Raw genomic sequence first — 15117 nt, forward strand, 5'->3', positions numbered from 1 at the left:
GGTCATTCGGTCTTTACGCTGATGGACCCGATGTTGAGCATCGTGATGAGCTGTTCGGCCGAGGCGTTGTAGCTCATGCCCCGGAACGGCGGCGTGGCGCCGGGGCCTTTGGCTTCGCGGATCGCCTCGTCGAACACCTCGGGCATGAGGCTCGAACACTCGTAGAGCACCGCTGCATAGCGGTTGGGATAGCCGGCCTCCTCCGTCGAGGGGAAGAAGACCGTCCGCGGAGTGTCGCCCGCGGCAATGTGGATGTTCACGAGCAGCACGTTGCCGTCGGCCGTGCGCAGCGACTTGATCTGCTCGGCCACGGCGCAGAGCTCCTCGTCGTCGCAGTCGGTGGCCTCGCCGTCGGTGATGTTGAAGACGATGGGCGGAAAACTCTCCGCATGGACCGGATCGGCGCACCATTTCGCGGCGATGTCGCGCACGCGGCGCAGCGCTTCGCACATCGGGGTCTGTCCGACGGCTTCGGGCTCCACCCACGCCGGAGTCGAGATTTCGCGCAGGGCGTTGCTGCCGTCGGGAAGCCGGTACTCCACGATCTCGGTTTTCAGCGGCGGCTCTCCGGCGGCCAGTTCCGTCACGGAGATCGCCTCACGGCTGCCCGGCAGCAGGGAGTAGACCTCGTCGTCGCCCGAATAGCCCAGTACGGCGATGTCGTAGTAGTCGCGGACGCCGTCGCTGCGGCGCGCCCGTTCGATCAGCTCGAACAGCATGCCGTTGGTGATCGAGGCCACGGCGTCGGCCTTGGTCATCAGCCGTCCGCGGAAGCGGATCTTCTCGGCCATCGACCCCGAGCCGTCGATGACGAAGATGAAGGCCGTGCGGTGGGTGCGTGTGATGCTCTGTGTGTACATATTCGAATTATTTCAGTCCGCGGACCGTGTAGTAGTCTTCGCGCCGGTCGTCGTCGTTGTCGCAGTCGAGGCCGTAGCTGACGGCCATGTCGAGCGAGCAGTCGCGGTCGCGGTCGGCGTCGGTGGTGCGGCGCATCGCTTCGTGGGCGTTGCGGCCTGCGGTGACGGCGTCGTCCAGCTCCCCGGCCGTCGGCATGTGGCCCAGCATCGAGGCGTAGACCTGTACGGCCCAGCTGTGGGCATAGTCGTCGTAGTGGACGGCGAAGACCCGGAAGCGGTTGTCCACGGCGGCCGTCGTCGTGAGCTCGCCGCGGTCCACGGCGTTGAGAATCGACGCGACCTCGCGGTGCGTGATGTACTGTCCGGCCAGGTCGAGCCAGCGGCCGCCGCCGTTGCGGTGCGGGTCGAGGCTTCCCTTGCCGAGCATCGCCCCCAACGCCGCCACGATGGCCTTGTTGTAGAGTTTCAGTCCGCGGCGCAGTGCCGTGGCGCGGATGATGGCTTTGTTGTAGGTGTAGACCGGGGCGTCGGGGTCGCGCTCTTCGAGCCCGTGGAGAATGTTCACGGCCTCGATCATGGCGCCTGCGACGTAGGGGTTGTACTCCTCGAAGTTGATAACGTCGCGGCAGACCGAACGCCGGTCGCGGGCCGGCCATTTCTCGATGTCGCGCACGGCGCCGAAACTGGTGAGGTTGGCGCCCGGCATCAGGTGGGAGTGCCCCTCCTTCTCGATCAGGTACGAGTAGGGGAACGCCGAGGTGTCGTGGTGGTAGGAGTGGTGTCCCATGACCATCGTGAAGGCCCCTTCGAGGGCCGGTGACATGATGTAGGCGCTCGAGGCGAACTTGCAGCCCCTCAGATGCACCGCCTGATGCACGGCGCCGCTTTTGAAGAGGTGGTTGCTCTGGTTCGAGCCGCTGCCGGCGTTGAAGAACGAGAACATGCCGGCGATGAGCAGCGACGATTTGTGGTGCGAGACGGTGTAGGGGCCTGCGAAGATCGAGGCGGCCTCGCCGTTCTCGCAGTGCGAATTGGCGAAGAAGAGCGATTCGGCGGCCGTGAAGCCCTTGTCCAGCCGGCAGCTTTCGCCGACGAAACAGCGCTCGACGATCGAGCCGTTGTCGATGACGGCCCCTTCGGCCGCGATCGTGTCGTAGGCTTTGACATCGACGCCGATGCGGACGCCGTCGCAGAGGGTGGCGTTTTCGAGGATCGACGCGCCGTCGATCTCCACGTCGTTGCCGATGCGGACCTCGCGGATGAAGCGCGCGCCGACGATGCGGCACCCGCGGCCCACCTCGCCCATCTCCGACGAACGCGCCTCCGCGTACTCCCCGACCATCCTTTCGAGCGCCGCGATGGTCTGCGGACGGTGGCGATAGACGGCCATCACGTAGGCGACCTGCGCCGACATCGTGTCGAATATCTTCACCGTGCGGCCGCCGCATTCGTTCATCGTGGCGACGCCCGTGCCGTTTCCGAACGCCGAGCGGCGGCGGCATTCGAGCGCCGTGACGCCCTCGACGAGCGACTCTTCGCCGATGCGGTAGCCGGCGACCCGCGAACGGACGATCCGGGCTCCCCGGGCGATTTCGACGCGACCCTCCAGATGGCTTTGGCGAAGCTGGCCGGGTTCGAAGTCCGGAGCGACCGTCACTTTCGTCCAATCTTCGGCCGAATTGCCGAGCGTTTCGAGTGCGGCGATCTCCGCGGGGGTCAAATTTCGGAATGAAGTCATTGTTTCGTGGGTTTTGAATGCAAATATAGCAATTTGCGGCTAAACGGCAAATTCATTTTCCGGCACGGGAAACTCCCTTCCCGCGCGGTCGATTTCGATCCGGCGGCCGCTGCGCACGACCTGCGCCCGGCCGTTGCGGAAGGGTTTCACGGCCTCGCAGCCGGGAAAGCTCAGCCGGGTGCGGCCCGCCGTGTCGATGTAGTGCCACGTCGAACCCAGCAGCACGGCGGCCAGCCCCTCGGTGAAGTCGAAGCCGCTGTCGTAAAGCGGCGGAACGATCGTCCGCTGCGGCGTTCGGTAACCCCAGCGGCCGTTCCCGACGAACAGTTCCGGGGTCTCGTCGTCGGAGGAGGGGTCTCCTGTGCCGGCCTGCCGGACCGCTTCGCCGAGCAGCTCCGCGAGTCCGAAAAGTTGCAGGGTCGGGGAGCAGAGCAACTGCGCCACGCGGTATTGCACGGCTTTGCCGCGGCGTTCGAACAGGCCGAGGACTTCGCGGTAGGCCGGGTCGCCGGGAATCTTTCCGGGCGAGAACAACAGTCCGTCGGCGGTGCCGTAACGCTCCCAGAGCGTCGGTTCCTCGGCCAGCGCGTGCAGGGCCGTGGAGATCAGGGCCGCGGGGTAGTCGTCGAGCCGTTCGTTGAAATCCGCCGCCGTGCGGGCCGGATGCTGGTAGGCCGCTGTGCCCAGTTCGGGGCTCGTCTCTCCGGCGAAGGCGGGCAGGAATGCGGCGTCGAAGTCGATCGGATGCAGCTGCCGGTCCCGGCCTACGATGATGTTCGCGGGCTTCAGGTCGCCGTGGGCGCGGTCGTCGGCGACCATGCCGGCGGCCAGGGAGTCGAATGATTCCGCAAGGCTCCGGAGCTTTGCCGTATCGTGCGCGAGGGCGGCTTCGGCGACCGCTTCGTGGAGGGTCGCGCCGTCGATCCAGTCGCCCAGAATCGCATCGACCCAGACGCCCGTTTCCGACGAAGTGTAGAGGTAGAGCTCCTTTTCGAGCACTCCGTCGCCGTAGATCTCCCGCAGGTGGCGCATCCTGCGCAGGTAGCAGCGCAGCGACCGGATGCGTCCGTCGCGGCGGATGCGGAAGACGACGGCCGAATTGCCGATGCTGTAAAGGGGGCGTCCCTGCCCGTCCCGGCATAACTCCACCTCGCCCAGCGTGCGTGTCAGGCCGTGGGAATCGGTGAGTGTGAGCAGGTATTGGCGAAGGGTGAACACGTCGTGCGGTGGGTTTTAAGCGTCGTCCGGTCTGTCGGAGACGGCGCAAGATGCGAAAAAGTCCGATGACGAAGCCGGACCCGAGGGCCCGGCTTCGTCATCGGGAGTGCTTGTTGGATTGGGAGCAGACACCTGATTCGAAAATGTTCGGTGCTTCGGCCGCACCCTAAGACAGGCGTTATGCCTGCGCCCGAAAGCGCAACATCTGCCCGAAAGCGTCCCGGCTTGCGGGCGCACTCTAAAACAGGCGTCTTACGCCTGCGCCTGGGTGCACGGAGCCGGACCGAGAGCGTCCGGACCTCCGGTTGCCTCTGAAACAGGCGTCTGCGCCTGCGCCTGTCAATGGCAGTTGCAGTGTCCGTGTCCGCTCTGGTCGCCGCAGCCTTCGCCGCAGCCGTCCCCGCACTCTCCGCACGAACAGCCGCCCTGCAAATCCTCGGGCGTCACGTCGCGCACCGAAATCACGTCTACCTCGAAGTTGAGCGTTTTGCCCGCCATCGGGTGGTTGAAGTCCATCTTCACCGTCGTGTCGCCGACCTCCTTGACGATGCCCATCATGCGGTTGCCCTGGGCGTCGCTCATCGGGACCTGGCTGCCGACGAAGAGGATGTCTTCGGCCAGCTTGCCGTCCACCATGAATATATCTTTCGGCAGATCGACGATGGCTTCGGCGATGATCTCGCCGTAGCCGTCCTTGGGCTCGAGGGTGAACGCGACCGATTCGCCGATCTCCTTGCCCAGAATCGCTTCCTCGAATTTGGGAAGCAGCATGCCCGTTCCGAAGATGAATTCGAGCGGCTGGCCCGGGCGCGACTGGTCTGCGATCTGTCCGTCAACGGTGAGCTTGTAGTCTACGCCGACCATTTTGTTTTGTTCTACTTTCATACGATTGTTATAAAGTTTAGTTGTTTTTATCGTCGTTTTTCAGGGACATTGCCCGGCATTCACGGCTCAAAAGCGATTTTCCGCCGCCATCTTTCTAAAGGCGGCTTTTTAAGCCGCTCAAAGGTACGCACTTCGGAGCGAGTTGCCAAATAATCGCATGAAATAATTGTGCCGCAACAACCGAAAACGGCGGCGATGTCTCTACCGCCGCCGTTTCGTCTTTCCGGAAAACGCTACTCGCAGTTGCGGCAGCAGAGGTTGCGGTCGCCGTAGCCGTTGTCGATCTTCGACACGTAGGGGAAGAATTTCGACTCGCCGATCCACCGGAGCGGGAACGCCGCCTGCTCGCGCGTGTAGGGGTGCGACCACTCCCCGGCCAGTTCGCGGGCCGTGTGGGGTGCGTTGGCCACCACGTTGTCCGCCTCGCCGGCCGCCGCCTCGCATTCGCGCTTGATCTGCACCAGCGCTTCGATGAAGCGGTCCATCTCCTCCTTGGGCTCCGACTCCGTGGGCTCGACCATCAGCGTCTCGTGCACGGGGAACGAGAGCGTCGGGGCGTGGAACCCGTAGTCCATCAGCCGGTGGGCGATGTCGCCGCAGTCGATGTTGTAGTCCTTCTTGAAATTTGTCAGGTCGAGGATCATCTCGTGGCCCACGCGGCCCGTCTCGCCCGAATAGTAGGTGCGGAACTCCGAAGCCAGCGCCGCCGACATGTAGTTGGCGTTGACGATGGCCATTTCGGTGGCTTTGCGCAGTCCGTCGGCCCCCAGCATCTTGATATAGCCGTAGGTGATCGGCAGGAGCAGCGCCGAACCCCACGGGGCCGAAGCGACCGCCGTGATGCCCTCGTCGCCGCCCGTGGCTACGACCGAATGCGAGGGCAGGAAGGCTTTGAGGTGCTCGGCGACGCAGATCGGGCCGACGCCCGGACCGCCGCCGCCGTGGGGCATGGCGAAGGTCTTGTGGAGGTTGAGGTGGCAGACATCGGCGCCGATGTAGCCGGGGTTGGTGAGCCCCACCTGCGCGTTCATGTTGGCGCCGTCCATGTAGACCTGCCCGCCGGCGTCGTGAACGGCGTCCACGATCTCGCGGATGCGGCTCTCGAAGACGCCGTGCGTCGAGGGGTAGGTCACCATCAGTCCGCACAGCTCCGAGGAGTGCTCTTTGGCCTTGGCTTCGAGGTCGGCCACGTCGATGTTGCCGTTGGCGTCGCACGCCACCGTCACGATCTTCATCCCCGCCATCGCGGCCGACGCCGGGTTGGTGCCGTGGGCCGATGCCGGGATCAGCACCACGTTGCGGTAGCCCTGACCGCGGCTCTGGTGGTAGGCGCGGATCACCATCAGCCCCGAGTATTCGCCCGCGGCGCCCGAGTTGGGTTGCAGCGAGCAGGCCGCGAAGCCGGTGATCGTCGCCAGGTCCTTTTCCAGCTCCGCGATGAGCTGCCGATAGCCCTCGGTCTGGTCCGCCGGGGCGAAGGGGTGCATGTTCTGGAAGCCCGCGAGCGAGAGCGGCTGCATGAGCGCCGCGGCGTTGAGCTTCATGGTGCAGGAACCCAGCGAGATCATCGAGTTGGCCAGCGAAATGTCTCTCAGTTCCAGCTTTTTGATATAGCGCATCAGGGCGCTTTCCGAACGGTAGGCGTTGAAGACCGGCTCCCGGAGGTAGCCCGACTCGCGCCGCAGGCCGGCCGGGATGCAGCTCTCGGCGACGGCCTTCACCGCTTTGGCTTTCTTGCCCTTGGCCGCGGCGAAGATTCCCGCGACGGCCTCGATCTCCGCCGGGGTGGTCACCTCGTCGAACGACATCCGCACCGATCCTTCGGAGGGGTAGTAGAAGTTGATGCCCTGTTCGAGCGCCAGCGACTGCACGACGGCGGCCTCGGCCTCGACCTCCAGCGTGTCGAAGAACTCCTTCGATGCGAGTTTGTAATCCATCGCTTCCAGCGCACGGGCGACCGTCGCAGCGGCGAAATGGGCCGTCTCGGCGGCGCGCTTCAGCCCCTCGGGACCGTTGTAGACGCAGTAGAAGCCCGTCATCGAGGCCATCAGCGCCGAGGCGGTGCAGATGTTCGACGTGGCGCGCTCGCGCTTGATGTGCTGTTCGCGCATCTGGAGCGCCATGCGCAGGGCCTTGTTGCCCATCCGATCGACCGAGACGCCGATGATGCGGCCCGGCATGTTGCGCTTGAACGCCTCGCGCGTGGTCATGTAAGCCGCGGCGGGGCCTCCGAAGCCCATCGGCGTGCCGAGGCGCTGCGTCGAACCCACGGCGATGTCGGCGCCCCACTCCCCGGGGGCTTTCAGCAGGGCCAGCGACAGCGGGTCGGCGACGGCCGTGACGAGCGCGCCCCGGGCGTGCGCCGCGGCGGTGAACTCCGCATAGTCGCGCACCGATCCGTCGGCGGCAGGGTACTGCACGATGGCGCCGAACTCGCGGCCCGTGAATTCGTATTCGTCGTATTCATCGACGATCAGTTCGATTCCGAACGGTTCGCTGCGCGTCAGCAGCACGTCGAGCGTCTGCGGGAAGACGTTGCGATCGACGAAGAGCTGGTTGCGGCCCTCCTTGACGGCTTCGCGCGAACGCAGCGAAAACATCATCGCCATCGCTTCGGCGGCGGCGGTGCCCTCGTCGAGCAGCGAGCAGTTGCCGATCTCCATGCCCGTGAGCGAGATCATGGCGGTCTGGAAATTCAGCAGCGCTTCGAGGCGTCCCTGCGAGATCTCGGCCTGATAGGGGGTGTAGGAGGTGTACCACGCGGGGTTCTCGAAGACGTTGCGCGCAACGGCGGCCGGCACGGCCGAAGGGTAATAGCCCATGCCGATGAACGAGCGCAGGGGGCGGTTGCGGTCGGCCAGCTCGCGGATGTGGGCGGCGAATTCGTATTCGCTCATCCCCTCGGCGGGCAGCGCCAGCGGTTTTTTGAGACGGATGGACTGCGGAATGACCTGTGCGATGAGCTCGTCGGTCGATTTCACACCGATCACGTCGAGCATGGCTTTGAGGTCTTTTTCGTTGTTGACGCCGATATGGCGTTCGGAAAACTTGTCGAACATACGAATATGGAGGAATTAAGTTACGATATTTTAGCTTTCGGGGACTTTATCTGTACAAATGTAAGACAAACGGAGCGGACGTGCAAAAAAATCCGCCGAAACTTTTTTCGGCGGAAAAAGATGCGGGGCTTCGCGTCGGCGGGTCAGCAGCGGAAACTGCTGCACCGGAGCGGCCCGGGAATCAATACGACTTGATCCATAGCGCATTTTTTACATACGGTTTTGAACGCACGTCGTATTCCGTACAGTTATGGGTTTCCCAGGAGGTTGCCTCCATGTTGCAGAACCACACGATGCCGTTTCTGCGTCCGCTGAGCCAGTAGCTTCCTTCGATGCAATCGCCGTGCGCCTGTTTCAGCGTAAGATTCAGGGTCTTGCGCAGACGATATATCTCTTTCATTTCGTCCATTGAGGGAAGTTTCCCTTCTATGTTCGCGGAAGACCACGACATGAAGCGGCCTTGTTTTAACCGGATATACTGGCCGTGCGTACCGTTCGCGGTGAAAACGACGCCTTTTACGCCGTCTTTTTCATAAAGTTCGCCGGGTTTGTAATATCCCGCTTCCCGGCGTTCCCGGTCCGCTCTGCGCTGCGCTTCTGCCTGCTGCTGCCGTTCGGCGGCCAGACGCTCTGCCTCTTTGCGCCGTTTCTCCGCAGCAATTCGTTCCGCTTCGGCCCGTTTCTGTTCGGCGATGCGCTGCTCTTCGGCGCGCCGTTCCTCGGCAATGCGCCGTTCTTCGGCTGCGATGCGCTCTTGTTCCAGTCGCACCTGCTCTTTGCGGTAATTATGATACTTGATGCCGGCGCCGGCCAGAATCAGAACGGCCAAGGCTGCAATGAGATACGGCCGGTTTTTCTTCCACAGGACGGCCCGCCGTTCCGCCGCCTCTTTCTCCTCCTGCTCGCGCCGGAGACGGAGCTTCTCCTCCTCTTTCGCCTGCTCTTCACGCCATACGCGCCGCCGTTCGGCCTGCTCCAGCGTGCAGGCATAGATCAGCTCCTCGGCGTAGAGCTGCGGACTGGCGAGCACCTCGTGCAGTTTGTCGTTGTCCATCGCCCGGACCTGCGCCGTGAACTCCGCGCTCCGGCTGCGAATCTCCAGCTCCCGGCGGCACTCTTCGACCAGCGAGGCCCGGTACATCGCGGCACCGGAGACGATTTCGTGCAGTTTTTCGTCGTCGTACTGCCGCACCTCGGGCATCGGGGGAAGCGTTTCGCCGGGGTCCTCCGTGAAATGACGCTCCGCCGAATGCGTCTCCGGCTCTCCGGTTTCGCCCTTGTAGCGCCGGACGGTGTCGCCGGCCTTGATGCGTGCGATCTCGTCGGCCACGGCCTTCGGAACGCAAATCTTGTCAACGGGCATGAAGATCGCGGGCAGAGCCTTGAACCAGACGATGCCGCACGGAATGCCGATGATGCTCAGAAACTCCCCGATCATGGCGAACAGCGCTCCTGCGGCGGCGATCAGTCCGAAGGGGAAATAGAGAATCGTGATGACGGTCGAAAAGGCCGCGGCGGCCGTGCTGCGCTCTTCGGGCCGCACCAGGTCGAGTTCCTTGCGGGTGACCAGCGCCGACGAAAAGGGCGTGAGCAGAAACCGTGCGATCTGGAAAAATCCGAGCCCCACGGGATAGAGCACCACCGTGCAGCACAGAATCGCACCGAACAACGCGTAAAAAAACGCGAACAGGAATCCGAAGAATGGAAAATGCCAGAGAATGTTCAAACAACCGTTCATATTCATTTGATTTAAGGGTTAGTCTTTCACGGGCGTACGAAAAAAAAGGCGTGAGCGAATTTTCCCGAATCCACTCACGAGGTATTAGGCGACCCACCAAGTAGAATTACGGACAAATGCTCACGCTGAAAAACAGCGAGAGCACCAACCTTAATCTCTTACTTGGTTACGAAAGTGCCTAATTTTCGTGAGTAAGAAAAAAGCCGATGCGCTTTTTTATCGTTCGTATGTCGGCGGCCCTCGCAGACCGCACGTCGCAAAGATAGGAAAATCAATCAGAATTCGTGCAGCGATCCGGATAAAAAAATCGGGCCCCGGCGAACAATCGTGCCGGGGCCCGTTCCGTGCGGGGGTCAGTACTGAAAACTGCTGCCTCCGATGAACTCGCGCAGGATCGACGTGGGCGGGATTTCGTCGGGCGGGATGGGGATGAAATTGTCGAGGAATTTGAGCATCCGCTGCGCCTCGTCGTACTCGGGGACCGTGTCGGGGACTTCGCGCAGGATCTTTTCGGCGAAGGGCCGCAGCACCGAAATCTCGTAGAAGAGCGACGAATTGAGCATCACGTCGGCGTTTTCCTGATAGGGGAAGATGTGCTTCTCCTCGCCGCGGCGCACCGAGGCCCAGCGCGAGAGCGTCGAGAGCGCGTCTGCGCCCCGCTGGCGGTAGTCACGCGTCAGGCGGCGTAGCAGGCGGTTGTCGGTCGTGGCGATGCGCGAAAGGTTGTCCATTGCCACCGACGTGAAGCACGAGATGTAGATGCGGAATTTCTGCGAGTCGGGGATCGAGGGCGTCAGCCGCGGATTCAGTCCGTGGATGCCCTCGATGATGAGGATCGAACGCTCGTCGAGCGTCAGCGGGTTGTCGTGCTGCATGCGGCGTCCCGTGATGAAGTCGTAGCGCGGAATATCGACGCTCTCGCCCCGGATCAGCCGCCGCAGGTGGTCGTTGAACAGTTCGAGGTCGATGGCTTCGAGCGCCTCGTAGTCATAGTCGCCGTTCTCGTCGAGCGGGGTCTTCTCACGATCGACGAAGTAGTCGTCGAGCGAGATCATCACCGGGCGCAGCCCCAGCACACCGAGCTGTATGCCCAGCCGCTTGGCCGAGGTGGTCTTGCCGCTCGACGAGGGGCCCGAGATGAGCACCATGCGGATGCCGCGGCTGACGACGGCGTCGTAGATGGTGTCGGCGACCCAGGCGAATTTGCGTTCGTGGAACGCCTCGGCGAGTTTGATCATGCCCCCGGCGTCGCCCGCGAGAGTACGGGCGTTGACCGCGCCGATCGTCGGCACGCCCATCAGCGCCACCCACGACTGGTACTCCTGGAAGATGCCGAACATCTTCTCCTGCTGGACGTTTCTGTGGAGCGTATCGGGGGCTGTGCGCAGCGGCAGGGCGAGGTAGAAGCCGTTGTAGTAGGGCTGGATGTCGAAGAGCGTGACGTAGCCCGTCGATGGGGCCAGCGAGCCGTAGAAGTAGCCCACCGTGTCGCCGAGCGTGTAGAGCTGGCTGTAAAGCCGCGGGCGGGTGTCCAGCAGGGCCACCTTGTCGGTGAAGCCCTCCTCGGCATAGCGCGCCCGGACCTCGGTCGTGAGCATCCGCTCGCGGGTGATGGGCAGGTTGCGCACGGAGAGTTCGCGCATGCGGCCCTGCAACCGCGCGGCATCGTCGGCCGTGAATTCGTCGATGCCGTCGATCTCGCAGTAGAAGCCGCTGTGTCCCAGCGAGTGCCGGATGTGGAGCGTCTGCCCGGGGTAGAGGTCCCGGACCGCCTTTTGCAGCAGGAACCACGCCGTGCGCTGGTAGACCCGGATGCCGGCGAACGAGGTGACATCGACGAAACGGATCGTGACGGGGGCATATATCTTGTAACTGAGTTCTTTGAGGCGGTTGTTGACGAAGGCCGCGAGGAACGGATAGCGTCCGGGCGTCAGGCGTTTGGCGACCTCCGAGAGCGGGGTGCCCATCGGTACGTCGATCTCGGTGCCGAGGTTTTCACAGATGACTTTGATGATGTCGGTCATAGAATAGTTTTTACGGAATAACGTATGTAAAGATAGGAATTATTTGTACTTTTGACAAATATTCGTCCAAATGAAAAACAGTGTCAACCATATGAAAAAAATGTTTCGGACGCTTCTGATCGCCGCTGCGGCGGTCGCTGCGGCCTGCGCTCCCCGCGAGCGGACCCTCGTGCTGCTTTCGACGAACGACATGCACGCCAAGATTCAGAATTTCCCGCGGCTGGCGGCGGCCGTCGGGGCCTGCCGCGATACGGCGCAGCTGGTGGTGCTGGTCGATGCCGGAGACCGCTGGACCGGCAACGCCTATGTGGACATGGCGGCCGCGCCCGGAATGCCGATGATCGCCCTGATGAACCGCCTGGGCTACGATGTGGCGACGCTCGGAAACCACGAATTCGACCACGGGCAGGCGTTTCTGGGCCGCATGATCGACAGCATGGATTTCGAGGTCGTCTGCGCCAACGTGGTGAGCGACACGTGCACTTTCCCGCAGTTGTCGCCCTACGTCGTGATCGAGGAGGGCGGCCTCCGCATCGGGTTCGTCGGCGTGGTGACCAACTACGAGGGCCCCGGGCATCCCGCGGGCAATGCCGCGTGTTTCAAGGGGCTGGAGTTTCCCGATCCGCAGCTGATGGCGGCGAAGTATGCCGCCGAACTGCGTCCGAAGGTGGACGTGCTGGTGCTGATCTCGCACATGGGCGACGACCGAGACCGGGAGCTGCTCGAAACGGAGACGCTGTACGACGTGGTGGTCAGCGGGCACACCCATGTGGAGGTCGATTCACTGGTGAACGGCACGATGCTGACGCAGACCGGCAAGTATCTGAAAAATATCGGCGTTACGGAGATCAGGCTCCGGGGCCGGAAGATCGAAAGCATCGAATCCCGGCTGGTGCCGCTGGAGGGCTATGCCCCCGATCCCGTCTATCAGGCCGAGGTGGACCGCTACTACGCCGATCCCGGGCTGAACAAACCCGTGGGAGCATTCGCCGCGACGGCCGACAAGTGGGGTCTCGCCAACTGGATGGCCGAATCGGTGGCCGACGAGACCGATGCCGACATCGGATTCTACCACATCGGCGGCGTGCGTCTCGACTCGATTCCGGCGGGCGATGTCGGTGCGGCGAGAATCTATGATCTGGAGCCCTTCGGCACGGAGATCGCCCTGATGCGGATGACCCCGGCCGACATGCGCCGGATGATCGTTTCGAAGTACAACGACGAGGAGAACCGCAAGGAGGCCCACCGCATCGACCTGATCTCGACGACCCCCTATGTCATCGTGACCGACGCGCAGGACAACGCCCTCGACGTGCGTTTTCCGAAGCTGCGCGAGGGCAGGACCTACGAAGTCGCCGTCAGCGATTACGTGTTCAAGAACTACAAGGATCTGAACTACTCCGACGGGAAGATCTCCGGCATAGCGGTCGCCGGCGTGCTGCTCGAAGAGCTCGGCGACGACACGCCGCTGACCCCCGACAACAAGCCGCGGCAGGAGATCAGGAGAGGGCTATGATTCGCAATTCGCAATTTGATGGAGCCGTTCCCGGCAGCAAACTGAATAATTGTGAATTATGGATTTTGAATTGTGCATTTAATGTGCTATCTTTGCAGTCCCGTATGCGCGCACGTAGCGCGCAGGCGAGGGCTATAACTTTCAATATTAACCAATTAACGAGCGATTGTATCGCAATCATTTCCGCAAATGGAAGAAGTAAAGAACGTAGTCGCAAACGAGAATTTCGACTGGAATGCGTTTGAAAACGACCTGGGCGTTTACGACCAGGACAAAACCCAGATCACCGAGGCGTATGACAAGACGCTGTCGAACGTCAACGTCGGCGAAGTGGTCGAAGGTACCGTAACCGCCATCACCAAGCGCGAGGTTCTGGTGAACATCGGCTACAAGAGCGAGGGTGTCATCTCCATCTCGGAGTTCCGCTACAACCCCGATCTGAAAGTGGGCGACAAGATCGAAGTCTATGTCGAGTCGGCCGAGGACAAGAACGGACAGCTGGCCCTTTCGCACAAGAAGGCCCGTCAGCTCAAGAGCTGGGATCGTGTCAACGAGGCTCTGGAGAAGGACGAGATCATCAAGGGTTACATCAAGTGCCGCACGAAGGGCGGTATGATCGTCGATGTGTTCGGCATCGAGGCGTTCCTGCCCGGCTCGCAGATCGACGTGAAGCCCATCCGCGACTATGACGTATACGTTGACAAGACCATGGAGTTCAAGGTCGTGAAGATCAACCAGGAGTTCCGCAACGTGGTCGTTTCGCACAAGGCCCTCATCGAGGCCGAGCTCGAAGCTCAGAAGCAGGTCATCATGTCCAAGCTGGAGAAGGGCCAGATCCTCGAGGGAACCGTCAAGAACATCACCTCCTACGGCGTATTCGTCGATCTGGGCGGCGTGGACGGTCTGATCCACATCACCGACCTCTCGTGGGGTCGTGTGAACCACCCCGAGGAGATCGTGGCGCTCGATCAGAAGATCAACGTCGTGATCCTCGACTTCGACGAGGCCAAGAAGCGCATCGCCCTGGGTCTGAAGCAGCTCACCCCGCATCCGTGGGAGGCGCTCGACCAGAACCTCAAGGTCGGCGACAAGGTCAAGGGCCGCGTGGTCGTCATGGCCGATTACGGTGCCTTCGTGGAGATCGCTCCCGGCGTGGAGGGACTGATCCACGTGTCGGAGATGTCGTGGAGCCAGCACCTGCGTTCGGCTCAGGAGTTCATGAAGGTCGGCGACGAGGTCGAGGCCGTCATCCTGACCCTCGACCGCGAGGAGCGCAAGATGTCGCTCGGCATCAAGCAGCTCACGCCCGATCCCTGGGAGAACATCGAGACCAAGTATCCCGTAGGTACGAAGACCACCGCCAAGGTGCGTAACTTCACGAACTTCGGCGTATTCGTCGAGATCGAGGAGGGCATCGACGGCCTGATCCACATTTCGGACCTCAGCTGGACCAAGAAGGTGAAGCATCCCGGCGAGTTCACGTCGGTAGGCGCCGATATCGAGGTCGTGGTGCTGGAGATCGACAAGGAGAACCGCCGTCTGTCGCTGGGCCACAAGCAGCTCGAGGAGAACCCCTGGAACGAGTTCGAGAATCAGTACTCCGTAGACAGCGTTCACGAGGGTACGGTGACCGAGCTGACGGACAAGGGCGCCGTGGTCGCTCTGGGCGAGAACATCGAGGGCTTCTGCCCCGCACGCCAGCTGGTGAAAGAGGACGGCACGACTCCGAAGGTGGGCGACAAGCTCGACTTCAAGGTGATCGAGTTCTCGAAGGCCACCAAGCGCATCACCCTCTCGCACCTGCGCACCTACGACGAAGCCCGTAAGGAGGCGTTCGCTGCCGAGAAGGCCGAGAAGCGCGCCGCTGCCGACGCTACGAAATCGACCGTGAAGAAGATCAACGCTTCGGTCGAGAAGACGACGCTCGGCGACATCGCCGGACTGGCCGCTCTGAAGAGCGCTATGGAGGCTGCCGAGGCCAAGTCGGCCAAGAAAGCCGCTGCCAAGAAAGAGGGCGAGGAGTAATCCCCGCATCCGGGGCGGGGAGGGCGCAACTTCCCGTATCCCGATAACCGGACC

Annotated in this window: 9 protein-coding genes; 2 read left to right on the plus strand and 7 right to left on the minus strand. The window is 62.4% G+C overall.

Annotated elements, in window-relative coordinates; genetic code table 11:
* Nucleotides 1-2: 2 nt before the first annotated feature.
* From NQ519_RS08700 to NQ519_RS08730, 7 genes are all read right to left on the minus strand, one after another.
* Nucleotides 3-860, minus strand: a complete 858-nt coding sequence (locus tag NQ519_RS08700) for a vWA domain-containing protein (protein WP_019151542.1) — start codon at nt 858-860, stop codon at nt 3-5.
* A 7-nt stretch (nt 861-867) separates the two neighbouring features.
* Nucleotides 868-2598, minus strand: coding sequence for a DUF4954 family protein (locus NQ519_RS08705; RefSeq protein ID WP_019151541.1), 1731 nt, complete (start codon nt 2596-2598; stop codon nt 868-870).
* A 39-nt stretch (nt 2599-2637) separates the two neighbouring features.
* A complete protein-coding gene (locus NQ519_RS08710; protein ID WP_026076694.1) occupies nt 2638-3816 on the minus strand; it encodes a WG repeat-containing protein in 1179 nt (392 codons plus the stop codon).
* A gap of 339 nt (nt 3817-4155) precedes the next feature.
* Nucleotides 4156-4701, minus strand: coding sequence for an FKBP-type peptidyl-prolyl cis-trans isomerase (locus NQ519_RS08715; protein ID WP_019151540.1), 546 nt, complete (start codon nt 4699-4701; stop codon nt 4156-4158).
* Between the two features lie 233 nt (nt 4702-4934).
* Nucleotides 4935-7760 (minus strand): aminomethyl-transferring glycine dehydrogenase, encoded by a 2826-nt coding sequence (gene gcvP, locus NQ519_RS08720; RefSeq protein WP_019151539.1) that lies wholly within the window; start codon nt 7758-7760, stop codon nt 4935-4937.
* Between the two features lie 181 nt (nt 7761-7941).
* On the minus strand, nt 7942-9498 hold the full coding sequence (locus NQ519_RS08725; RefSeq protein ID WP_227901142.1) for a YccF domain-containing protein: 1557 nt from the start codon (nt 9496-9498) through the stop codon (nt 7942-7944).
* A 353-nt stretch (nt 9499-9851) separates the two neighbouring features.
* Nucleotides 9852-11522 carry a nucleoside kinase gene (locus tag NQ519_RS08730; RefSeq protein ID WP_019151537.1) on the minus strand — a complete coding sequence of 557 codons (1671 nt, stop codon included), beginning with the start codon at nt 11520-11522 and terminating at the stop codon, nt 9852-9854.
* A 70-nt stretch (nt 11523-11592) separates the two neighbouring features.
* Here NQ519_RS08730 and NQ519_RS08735 point away from each other — a divergent pair, with 70 nt between their 5' ends.
* Together NQ519_RS08735 and rpsA are read left to right on the plus strand one after the other, a co-directional pair.
* The gene (locus NQ519_RS08735) at nt 11593-13038 is read left to right on the plus strand and encodes a bifunctional metallophosphatase/5'-nucleotidase (RefSeq protein ID WP_019151536.1); all 1446 of its coding nucleotides are present in this window, start codon (nt 11593-11595) and stop codon (nt 13036-13038) included.
* 189 nt (nt 13039-13227) lie between these two features.
* Nucleotides 13228-15063: a 30S ribosomal protein S1 gene (gene rpsA, locus NQ519_RS08740; RefSeq protein WP_019151535.1), complete on the plus strand. Its 1836-nt coding sequence runs from the start codon at nt 13228-13230 to the stop codon at nt 15061-15063.
* The last annotated feature ends 54 nt before the right edge of the window (nt 15064-15117 follow it).

It is taken from the genome of Alistipes senegalensis JC50 (assembly GCF_025145645.1).
In the GTDB taxonomy this organism is placed as follows: domain Bacteria; phylum Bacteroidota; class Bacteroidia; order Bacteroidales; family Rikenellaceae; genus Alistipes; species Alistipes senegalensis.